The following is a 9,661-nucleotide window of genomic DNA, read 5'->3' on the forward strand; positions in this document are numbered from 1 at the left end:
ATCACACCCCCGCTAAATCCACCCACCAGCGGCGATTATCCGCACGCGGCATTTTTTCGGGGTGCTGCTCATACAGGGAACGGCGGGCCAGCTCCACGCCGGAATCGGGGTAAGCCGGTACCGATGTAACGGTAATTTCGTACAGTTCCGCCACCAGCACGGTGCGCACGCATGGATCTGTTGTGGTATCCCATACATCCTTACGGGAGCGAAAGCCAAAGCTCATCCCCGAGATGTCCCCACGCTTAACCAGTTCGATAACGTCGCGCCCTGTACTGGTATCCGGTGGGGTCAGTTCAAAGCGTAACCCTGTTTCGTCCTCTTCCAGTTTCAGCGTGCCGGAACGGGTGCGCCCCAGTAACATGCTGTGGTCATGCTCATACAGGCCGCGAACGTCATTACCCGCCGCAAGCCACTCAGTAAACGCCCCCCGCTGGAATTTTTCGTAAAACTCCCCCCATAGCAGTTCTGAAAGCTTATCCCAGCGAACAACGTAGCCCGTCAGCGTACCGGCTCCGCTGGTAGTGATTTCCGATGACCGGATTTCCATACTCTTCATAATTTTTTCACCCATAAAACACTAAAGGGGCTTTTAAGCCCCTTCTGTATGCTGTTAATCGTCGTCCTGTGGCAGTTCCAGAATCTTGATCGCGTTCGAATCCACCACGCCACCGCCTAAATATTTCTGCGTGAAAATTTTGATGAAGCCCGGCTCTGTGAGGTTGTCCGGTCTGGTGCGAACACCTGTTTCGTGATCAACAATGTAGTAACCGCGTTTGAAGTCACCCAGGGCAATAACGTTATCCGGCATAAACTCCAGATATTCGACCGGAAGGCCCAGTAACGTATCAGGATCACCCGCCTGTAAACGGTCGCGCCAGATGTAATCACCGTTCGCGTTCTTCACCTTCTGAAGTTTTGCCGCCGTCGTGGAGTTAACCACCCAGACCGCGTTTTTGCGGTATTTTTTACGTAATGCAAATTTCAGGTCGATCAGCGGGTCCGCAGATGTCCACGCCAGAGATTCGGAAGGTTTAATTACCTGCAACGTACCAAAATCACGCTCTTTGTCGTTCTTCTCTGCACGGGGTACGGATAAAAAGCCTTTTGCTTTTTTGTCACCGTCGCCCACAACCAGATCGCTTTCTTCGGTTTCCGTGAAGTTGTCGCCAATCTCGCCCGTCAGCCATGAAAGGATGTCCACATCGGAAAAATCCACGATTTCCTGCGTGGTGCGCGGGTACGCATAGACCGGATACAGCTTAATGCTCACCTCGTTAATCTGCGGGGTGCTGGTCTGTTCGCGTGCCTTACCCTCTTCACCGTGGTTAACGGTCGCACCGCCAGCGGAAACAAGCTGCTTAAACTCGTTGCTGCTGATTTTCTTCACGGTACAGATGCGGCGCATGGTGGATTCATCCGTCAGCATTCGCATGATTTCGGTGTTCAGTTCGGGGATAACGGTATAACCACCATCAGCGGGAACGCCTGTACTTAATGCGCGGGTTTCACCTGTCAGAATGTAGTGACGTAGTTCGGCTGGGTCAGTGGTCTGACTGCTTTTACCTGGCTTGCTGCGCTCTTCGTCTGCAATGGCTTCAAGGCGGGAAATGTCTTTATCGAGGGATTCAGCTTTAGCGCGTAATTCGTCAAATTTTGCGCCCTCAGCATCGTTAAGACTGCGGTTTTCTTTTTCCGCGTTCTCCAGCATGTCGCGCATCTGATTTTTAATGGCGGTTTTCTGCTGGCGTAATTCGATTATTCTCGGCATAAAAAAAGTCCTGGGGTTAAGTAAGGAACTCCAGGACGCGGCAAAAACTCAACCGTTTTTCATAAGGAAATCAGCAATCGCACCGATCGTTTTCCCGCCTGGTAATGAATATTGGCGAGAACATTAACAGGCGGAAAAGTGGCCCCAGCGTCCTGGCACCACGGGCGAGAATAATCATGATTCAGTTCGGGTAAAATATGCCGATCCGCTCAGTGAACAACGTGGAACAACCACGAACAAATAATTTACAAAACATGACAAAAAGCCGGATTGCTCCGGCTGTGTGATTATCTGTCCTGGTAATTTCGCCATATTTCATTACCAGCACCATCCATACCCATTTCGGCATAAGTGCGATCGACCGCCTTTTTCAGGTCTCCGTAGTTATCCGGCGGCTCCGGTGGCCTCTGTGCCTTCCTGGAACATTCCAGCCGTCGCATCGTGATGTGATGCCGTTCCTTGTCTGTCTCCACCAGTTGCATGACTTCACCCCATCGCGCCGACGCTCTCCGGTAAAAGCCTTTCGCCTCCAGTTCTTCCGCTATGCGGTCATGTACCATCGTCCCCACCCCTCAGAACGGAATATCATCACCGTAAGGGTCATCGCCTCCCGCTGGTGGCTGATTACCCTGTGTGCCTGTGGTCTTGCGTCGGCTCCCACCAGGACGTGCCGCACGGGCACTGATTACGCTGTCTGCAATAACCTGATAACCCTGCCGCGTTTCCCCGTTCTGTCCGGTCCACTGGCTGACCTGCATCGTGCCGGATACGCTGGCAACGTCGCCTTTTTGATGTTTAGCCAGGAAGTCGGCCTGCTTACCAAATGCGATGACCGATAGCCATAACGTCGCCTGTCCATCCTGTGCCTGGCTGCATGGCAGCGATACCGCCATACGCGCCAGCGTCATCGGTGTACCCTTGCTGGTCTGTTTTACCTGCGGGTCGTCCACCAGCCGCCCGTAAGCTGCTATCTGTGCTGTCATGATTCCACCTCTCCGGTTTTAACGTTGATGGTTGTTACCTGTTCCGCTTCGGCAATCTCCCGCTCTGTCAGCGTGGCAAAATTTGCCGCCGTCGTGGTCATGAATGCGCTTATCAGTTCGGGATGTGCTTTCGCGTATCCTTCCCCCGCGTGGCGGTCTATCGTTCTGATTGCCACCTTTAAAGCGTGCTCTGTCATGTCTAACGCGCGATATTTCGGTTCTGTTCTGTCTCTGCGTTTTTTGAGTGATTTATTAAATTTCCCTGAAGTGTGCATATTTATTTTTACCCCCTCGTTTAAAAAGTTTTGAGTTGTGCCTCCCCTTGTCTACCTTATCTACCTTAGTGGCCCTCATACCAGTAATGGCGCGGCTTTCAGCGGGGTAGAGTGCTTTTATCCACTATCTACCCCGTGTCTACCTCCCTGTCTGATTCAGGTAAAATCAGGTAGAGAGGGTAGATAGTGGGTAGACAGTAAAAAAAGGTTATCTACCTAACTTAATGCACTGAATTAAATGTATTTTTCTTTACTCAGGTAGACAGGGTAGACAGCAATTACAAAAAATTATAAAAACGCGTCGCACTCGTCTGTTGTTATTGCGTTAGTCTGCGTTACTCCCTTAACTTTCCGCGTAATATATTCATGTCCGTAAACTTTCGCGGCTGGCTTCATAGCCTTGCCAAAGTCATTTACGTTTAGCGGTTTGCTCCTGCCTGCGTACGCCATAAACGCCAGATAGACGCGGTAAAGGCTGTTTCTGGTCGTGTACTTCACTGAATCGCCACCGCCGCCCATCATCAGGCCGCGTGCTTCCTCCAGAAAATTCAGGAACTGGCAAAACTCAATAACCGGATCCGTCTGTTGCTTTATTGCCAGAGCTTCATCACCGTCACGCTGTTCCAGTAGTAAAGCCCGTGCCTTCTCAGGGTCGGTAAAGTTCGCCAGCAATCGGCGGATAATGACAGGGATTTCAGCCGCGATCTTTTCCGGTAGCTCCCTGTCTTTTTCGGCCTCACTGACGATATTGTCGAAACGGAAAATCACGCGACGACGTGCCACACCTCCGGCCCGTTCGGTGAATATCATCGGGTTATTGTTGGTCGCCAGCACCACCGCCCTGATTACCGCCGTGAAACGCTTTTCGTATTTCGGGTTAATTTCCACGGGGTCACCGCCCGTGATTTTCTTGATGCCCGTTCCTTCGCCTGTATATTTCGGCTGGTCAGCCAGGACGATAAGACGACTCCCGACAACCTGCGCACGTCCACCAGCATCATCAAGCGATGTCATTTCAGCGCTTACCGTGTTCTGTTTCCCTGCCAGAAGGCTGGCTATGTGTGTGAATGTACTTTTACCGCTCCCGCCGTCTCCGGTGGCCTCAATAAACATCTGCCAGTCGTACCGGTTCGCCATAATCATGTACAGCGCGGCACATATACGCATCATCTTGCGCGGGTCTTTTCCGGCTGCGTGCTCAAGCCATTTATGAAAGTTTGGCGCGTTATCGCGGATGTTCTCCCCTGGTGCTGGTGGCGTGTACTCAATGCCGTTGTGCGTGGTGATCCAGTTCTCCGGCGTGTGCGGGGAAAATTCCCCCGTTTTCAGGTCAAGCGCACCATTGGCGAACGGCAACAAATCGCCGGACGGCTCGCCCATTGGTTCGGCAATAACTTTTAACGCTTCCACGGCGTTATTGATTACGCGCTTGCTGAAAGTGGCCCTGTGCTCTGAATAGATCGCCACCATTTCGCGGCTAAGTTCCATTGTGCTGACCGGACACCATACCCCGCCGCGCCATACGTGAACGATTTCACTTTCAGGATGTACGCAAACGCCATCAAAGCGATCGGCAAGCAGCTGCGCGCGCTCACTGTCCGCCATCTGCGAAAGTTGCGCCTTTTGCTTTACCGGAAGCTCAATGACCAGACCATCAGAAAGATTCTGGCGCTCACGGGCCAGATATTCGCGCCAGTTCTCCACCTTCTGACCGTGCATACCATCAGGGTAAAAATTTGCATCCTGTACGCCTGCCGCCGCCAGCTTCTGACCAATCGCCTTTATCATTACTGGCGCAAGATATCCGGCCCTGAATATGCGCACGGATTTTCTGCCTTCCGGCACAATTTGCAGCTTATCCAGTTCGGATAACTGCTGCTCCCCAAGCCACACAGGAGGCTCATTATCTCCGGCCATACGCGCGTCATGTTCCTGCCATTGTTTTGCGTGTGACCAGGCATCACTACCCGCAAAAATAATGACTTCTGTTTCTTTGTGTTTTATGCCGCGTGACTGCTGTTTTACGTTCGGTGCCAGTTTCATTTTTTACCCCTGAATCCGTTAATCATGGTTTTCAGCTTCTGGATGTTTGCCCGTGCCCTGGCGTTGCTGGTGGACACGTTATGCGGCGCGGTCTGTACCAGAGAAAAATCACGCCGGAACTGATAAACAGGCATCACGCAATCATATTCGTAACCTTCACGGCGGTAGGTTACGCGCCGTTCTTCCACGCCCTTAATCATTACCGTGCCGCCGTACTGGTCGCGGTAAATATCGCCGCGCGTAAATTTAGGGTGAGTGTTGCCACTGGCAGTTAAGCCAGAATATTTAAGTTTCATTATTTTTATTCTCCGGTGTGCTGTTCTTTATATCTGTCGTGCAATAGATCTATTTCTTGCAGTTCCATTATTACAGGCTCAAGAAGCGTTATTAATGCCGTGGCAATTCTTGATTTTTGTTTGTCGCGTTCATTGTCGCCAAGTGTTTCAAGCCATATGCGCAATATTTCCAGCATGTTTTCACTGTGAGAAAGTGCAAGAAATGCGCGGTCTATTGTTTCGTGGTAAATATCACGCATGGCTTACATCCTCAGGAAATTTTCTTCTATAACGCGCCTCTGCCACATATTCCGCATAATCGGCGGCGATATTCAGTACATCAAGCCCCGTTGATTTATATTCTCTCGTGGAAAGTAAGAAAAAAGCCGCTCTAATAAGTTCTGGCATTGACGAAAGCGCATCAGCCGCATCATCAGGAACGCCGGAAAATTCCTGTTTCAGGGAATTAAAACGATCATCACGCATGTTTACCCCCCTGAATGACCTGATAACCGCAACTGGTCAGCAACTCGATAAATTCCGGCAGTGTGCCGAAACAGCAATCATCACGCAGCCGTTCACAGGATACCTCGACGCCGTTTTCGTAGTGACTCACCATACATCCGGTAAAATGCAGATCATCATCGTGATGGCTCGTTGACGGCTTAATCAGTCGCGCACGTTCCGCCAGTTCCAGCAATGCTTCAACGCTTCCGGCAATTGCACCATCCGGCAGGTGATAATTACGCACTATGCGCCCGTTCTCCACATTGACCAGCAACTGCCCGGTAAATTTCTCATCAAACTGAATGCTGTTAAGGTCAGAAATTGACAGATTATGCATGGTGCACCTCCTGCACATCAGCCATGATAATTTTTCCGGCCTTATCCAGTGCCTGATCGGCTTTTAGCTGCACAAATGCTAAATAATGGAAGATGCATTCTGATTCTCTGGCTGCGTGTTTATGCGCCCTGTCAGCAATAACAGAAATATCAATAAGCGCGTGCATCAGCGTAGTGAGCGCGGCGGCGGCTGCGTCCGGTGTGGTTTTATTGCACATGTACCCCTCCGCATTTTTTTTCGTTAGAAATAAGCGTTCTTCTTTCCTGTTCATCGCTCAGGAATACGCAGACCTCACCGCTAAGGCGTTTAAGTAAGCCGATGATTGCCCCTGATTCGCTGTCGGTCATCATGCCAGGGTAATCCTCTGCCAGTGCGCAAATAACTTCGATTTGGTGGGCGCGTTCTGCTGCCTGTTGTAGTGTGATTTCCTGGCTCATAAGCCTACCCCCTGACGAATACGGGCAGCAAATACCATCACGCAGCCAGCCGGAGATTGCTGGCGTGCTTCCTGTTCGCTGGTGGCCTCAATGGTAATCACGCGCGGTTGTGCCGTGCTCAGGGCGATAAAACGCCAGATGTATTTATTCAGGTTGTGCGAGTCCCGCCCTTGCGGGTGTGTGGTATGATTTCTCATAGCTACCTCGATACTTTCGCTATCGTTGGTGGTTAGAAGCCCGGTTAGTGTTAGCGCACTGCCGGGTTTCGTCGTTTCTGCACCTTGCGCCAACAAGGTGTTGAACACCAATTTAAACCCAGGTGTTAAACACGTCAAGTGTTGAACACTTATTTTTTTTCCTGCATACTGCATTTGTTTTTTATGAGGGGTACACCACATGGCGACAAAAGCGGTAAACGCAAAATCACAAACCGTTGCGGCAAGGGTTCCGCATGAAGTTATGAACAATGTTGAGGCGGTAAAAATGCCTGGCGAAAGTACGGGGCAATTTGTTACTGCGGCATTAAAACGAGAAGTTGAATATCGCCAGCGGCGCAAGGCCAAAGAACCAGAGTAATCACCATCAGCGCCGTGGTGTAAGGTATTACGGCGCATTGCTATGCAGGACAACACAATGACCGATAAAGAATTGACCAAAACATTATCACCGGCACGGAAAAGACGGCGCAGAAAGATAGAGCATGAATCAGAAAGATTCGCGCCATGTGCTTTTGCCCTTGAGCAATTCCTTAAAGAGTACAGGGAAAAGCGCTCATTGCAGGTATGGCAACGAACTGAACCAGACTGATTGCATTGCCCACCAGCCTGATAACGGCTATCATCCCCGTGCTTATGTTTGGGATCACACACACAAACGGCGCAGCGGGTTATCTGTTCAGAAAGGCGGCTCCATTTCGGGGCCGCTTTTTTTATACCTGAAAAACCCCAATTTTGTTGTTTTTCAGTTTCACCAGGGCGAACGAATCCCCGCCCACGTTCTGGCGTATATTCAATCTTCATGGTTATAGCTCTGTGTTCAGATGATTGATGTGTGGCGGCTGCGTGCCGCCAGCGTGATTAATGAACTGCCTTGCAGCTATCCTTCCAGGCCAGAACCTCGGATAAAGACCAGCCAACGGAACGACCGCCAAGTTTACGACGTGATGGGAATTGTCCGGCCTTTTCCAGGCGGTAGCGACACGTACGGCTAAGGCCGGTTAGTTTTTCGCATTCTTTTTCACGTATAAACCGATCAGTGCTTAACACTATTGCCCCCCTTTCGTTTCTTAAAGAGTCATCAGGTGTCTTATTGTGTCGTATTGTTCCCGCTAGAGTGATGAATGGCAAATACTGAGGATGTATGATTTACAGAAAATGAAACAGTAAGAATAAAATCTTTTAAATTCATGTTAATACAAAGGCATAAAATATTGTTCCATGCCTTTTTTCTCGCTCTTTAAAGAGTGATTCGCTAGTGTACAAAAAACCAGTAACGCATTAAAAATCAGCTACTTATAAATCCGTACGCTTTTTCGCCTCTTGTTCGTAGTTGTTCCACATTGTTGCTCATTGTTGCACGTTGTATCTGTTCGCATATCCAGTATGCGCATACTGAAAAAACACGAAAAAAATTATTTTCTTCTGGCTACGGGTAGCGTGGTTACGTTTTCATGTGTTCCCGCCAGTATCCCTAACCGCTCCGTCCACATATCCAGCGCATTGCGTTTCGCATCCAGATAACGGGAATGATTATAAACTCGCTGCATTCCTGGCATCTGGTGGCCTGTAAGCTGCTCCACGACATGCGGATCAACGCCTAAATCGTTCAGCATGGTTGTAAAGGTGCGCCGGATGTCATGCAGTGACCAGTGAGGGTGATTAAGCCTCCTGTACGCTAATCTTCCATACTGCGATACGCTGGCCTCCTGTTTCACTTCCCCCAGCAATAAGCCCGTGTGCCTGTTCTGCTCCACCAGCTGCGTGACGAACGGCAGGATCGCTTCCGGTATGGGCCGGAATATTGCGACCTTCGTTTTGCTGTGCTCCTTCGGAACGGTCCATAGCATTTCCGTAAAATCCCACTCCCCGATCTCCGATAACCTCAGTTCTACCGTTCTGGCTCCGAAGACAATCAGGAGGCGGATTAACGCGACGTAGTAAGGGGAGAATATTTTTTTGTCCAGTGCCTGCAATAATTCGCCAAGTTCTTTGTTACTTAAGACACGTTCGCTTATATCCGGTTTTTTCCCAACGTCCGCAACGTTCAGATCGTCCAGAACGTTGCTGATTGCATAGCGCCGCCTACGGCAGAACTTAAGCGCCTGTTTGCACGCCTGTAGCACGAATCCGGCAGTAACAGGCGTTCGCTTTGCCACCTGGTCAAAACAGGCCAGCCAGTGCCGTAGCTCGCATTTATCCAGCGGCATAGCACCAATCTGCTGTATTACGTGATTATTAAGTCGCCTTTTCAGGGCGATATAATCCACGCGGTTTTCCTTTACGTAATACTCAAGCCAGTAGGTGAGCGCATCGCCAACCGTTACGGGCTTTAACGCTTCCTGTACGGTGTAATTCATCTCATGACGTGGATTTTTCCCCTCAGCCAGCCATGTGCGACACTGTGCGGCTTTTTCCCTGGCTGCTTTCAGGCTCAGATCAGGATAACTTCCCAGCTTAATGCGTTCGGGTCGTGTCTCCCTTCCCGTTCCGGCCCTGTATGTGAAATACCAGGTCAATTTCCCTGATGTTAAATATTTCACGCTCAGGTTTCCGCCATCACTATAAAACGTGTTTTTCTCCGCTGGCTTACCATGAAGTTTCCTTAGCAAGGTATCGCTCAGTTTGTTCATTGCTCTGCTCACGTTTTACCCCCTCTTTACGAAAAAGTGACTACACCAGTGACTACACCGATCGTTGCACAAAGGGCTACAACGTGAAACAAGCTGGAACAAGGAAAATCACAAATCTGTTGATAATCAAAAACATAATGCACAGCCTGAAACATTATGAAACAGCAAAAAACACTAAATGATAA

17 protein-coding genes and 1 pseudogene are annotated in these 9,661 nt (G+C 49.9%); 2 read left to right on the forward strand and 16 right to left on the reverse strand.

What is annotated here, in order from left to right; all coding sequences use genetic code 11:
- Position 1: 1 nt before the first annotated feature.
- The 13 genes from C4F37_RS09030 to C4F37_RS28240 all read right to left on the reverse strand — a co-directional run bounded on the left by C4F37_RS09030 (position 2) and on the right by C4F37_RS28240 (position 7,026).
- The gene (locus C4F37_RS09030; protein ID WP_000504056.1) at positions 2-574 is read right to left on the reverse strand and encodes an HK97 family phage prohead protease; all 573 of its coding nucleotides are present in this window, start codon (positions 572-574) and stop codon (positions 2-4) included.
- Between the two features lie 39 nt (positions 575-613).
- A complete protein-coding gene (locus tag C4F37_RS09035; RefSeq protein WP_001137337.1) occupies positions 614-1,771 on the reverse strand; it encodes a phage major capsid protein in 1,158 nt (385 codons plus the stop codon).
- Positions 1,772-2,058: 287 nt separating this feature from the next.
- Complete coding sequence (locus C4F37_RS09040) at positions 2,059-2,331, reverse strand: PerC family transcriptional regulator (protein ID WP_000233313.1); 273 nt, start codon at positions 2,329-2,331, stop codon at positions 2,059-2,061.
- Between the two features lie 12 nt (positions 2,332-2,343).
- Positions 2,344-2,754: a single-stranded DNA-binding protein gene (locus C4F37_RS09045; RefSeq protein WP_000126693.1), complete on the reverse strand. Its 411-nt coding sequence runs from the start codon at positions 2,752-2,754 to the stop codon at positions 2,344-2,346.
- Positions 2,751-3,029, reverse strand: coding sequence for a hypothetical protein (locus tag C4F37_RS09050; RefSeq protein ID WP_000557476.1), 279 nt, complete (start codon positions 3,027-3,029; stop codon positions 2,751-2,753). The genes C4F37_RS09045 and C4F37_RS09050 overlap by 4 nt, the downstream gene beginning before the upstream one ends.
- A gap of 288 nt (positions 3,030-3,317) precedes the next feature.
- Entirely contained in the window at positions 3,318-5,072 is a 1,755-nt protein-coding gene (locus C4F37_RS09055; RefSeq protein WP_000761836.1) for a DNA primase family protein, read from the reverse strand.
- A complete protein-coding gene (locus C4F37_RS09060; protein ID WP_000770179.1) occupies positions 5,069-5,368 on the reverse strand; it encodes a DUF4222 domain-containing protein in 300 nt (99 codons plus the stop codon). The genes C4F37_RS09055 and C4F37_RS09060 overlap by 4 nt, the downstream gene beginning before the upstream one ends.
- A 5-nt stretch (positions 5,369-5,373) precedes the next feature.
- Positions 5,374-5,607 (reverse strand): hypothetical protein, encoded by a 234-nt coding sequence (locus C4F37_RS09065; protein WP_001204964.1) that lies wholly within the window; start codon positions 5,605-5,607, stop codon positions 5,374-5,376.
- Complete coding sequence (locus C4F37_RS09070; protein ID WP_001204078.1) at positions 5,600-5,833, reverse strand: hypothetical protein; 234 nt, start codon at positions 5,831-5,833, stop codon at positions 5,600-5,602. Before C4F37_RS09070 ends, C4F37_RS09065 begins: the two co-directional genes overlap by 8 nt.
- Complete coding sequence (locus C4F37_RS09075) at positions 5,826-6,191, reverse strand: hypothetical protein (RefSeq protein WP_000551751.1); 366 nt, start codon at positions 6,189-6,191, stop codon at positions 5,826-5,828. The genes C4F37_RS09070 and C4F37_RS09075 overlap by 8 nt, the downstream gene beginning before the upstream one ends.
- Complete coding sequence (locus tag C4F37_RS09080) at positions 6,184-6,408, reverse strand: hypothetical protein (RefSeq protein WP_000336139.1); 225 nt, start codon at positions 6,406-6,408, stop codon at positions 6,184-6,186. The genes C4F37_RS09075 and C4F37_RS09080 overlap by 8 nt, the downstream gene beginning before the upstream one ends.
- Entirely contained in the window at positions 6,398-6,628 is a 231-nt protein-coding gene (locus C4F37_RS09085; RefSeq protein ID WP_000076671.1) for a hypothetical protein, read from the reverse strand. Before C4F37_RS09085 ends, C4F37_RS09080 begins: the two co-directional genes overlap by 11 nt.
- Positions 6,625-7,026 carry a host cell division inhibitor Icd-like protein gene (locus tag C4F37_RS28240; RefSeq protein WP_001332682.1) on the reverse strand — a complete coding sequence of 134 codons (402 nt, stop codon included), beginning with the start codon at positions 7,024-7,026 and terminating at the stop codon, positions 6,625-6,627. The genes C4F37_RS09085 and C4F37_RS28240 overlap by 4 nt, the downstream gene beginning before the upstream one ends.
- Between C4F37_RS28240 and C4F37_RS27790 the strand changes: the two genes are divergently transcribed.
- Entirely contained in the window at positions 7,025-7,204 is a 180-nt protein-coding gene (locus tag C4F37_RS27790) for a YlcI/YnfO family protein (RefSeq protein WP_000201461.1), read from the forward strand. The genes C4F37_RS28240 and C4F37_RS27790 overlap by 2 nt on opposite strands.
- Here the strand turns inward: C4F37_RS27790 and C4F37_RS27795 are convergent.
- The 3 genes and pseudogenes from C4F37_RS27795 to C4F37_RS09100 form a co-directional block, all read right to left on the reverse strand.
- A pseudogene (locus tag C4F37_RS27795) lies at positions 7,200-7,647 on the reverse strand (host cell division inhibitor Icd-like protein); the annotation flags it as partial. The gene C4F37_RS27790 and the pseudogene C4F37_RS27795 overlap by 5 nt on opposite strands.
- Before the next feature lie 57 nt (positions 7,648-7,704).
- Positions 7,705-7,893, reverse strand: coding sequence for a helix-turn-helix transcriptional regulator (locus C4F37_RS09095; protein WP_000953272.1), 189 nt, complete (start codon positions 7,891-7,893; stop codon positions 7,705-7,707).
- A gap of 365 nt (positions 7,894-8,258) precedes the next feature.
- Positions 8,259-9,488 (reverse strand): tyrosine-type recombinase/integrase, encoded by a 1,230-nt coding sequence (locus C4F37_RS09100; RefSeq protein WP_032153848.1) that lies wholly within the window; start codon positions 9,486-9,488, stop codon positions 8,259-8,261.
- Between C4F37_RS09100 and C4F37_RS28245 the strand changes: the two genes are divergently transcribed.
- Entirely contained in the window at positions 9,476-9,658 is a 183-nt protein-coding gene (locus C4F37_RS28245) for a hypothetical protein (RefSeq protein WP_001332680.1), read from the forward strand. The two genes, C4F37_RS09100 and C4F37_RS28245, sit on opposite strands and share 13 nt — an antisense overlap.
- Positions 9,659-9,661: the final 3 nt, after the last annotated feature.

Source organism: Escherichia sp. R1, from assembly GCF_003000935.1.
Classification (GTDB): Bacteria; Pseudomonadota; Gammaproteobacteria; order Enterobacterales; family Enterobacteriaceae; genus Escherichia; species Escherichia coli.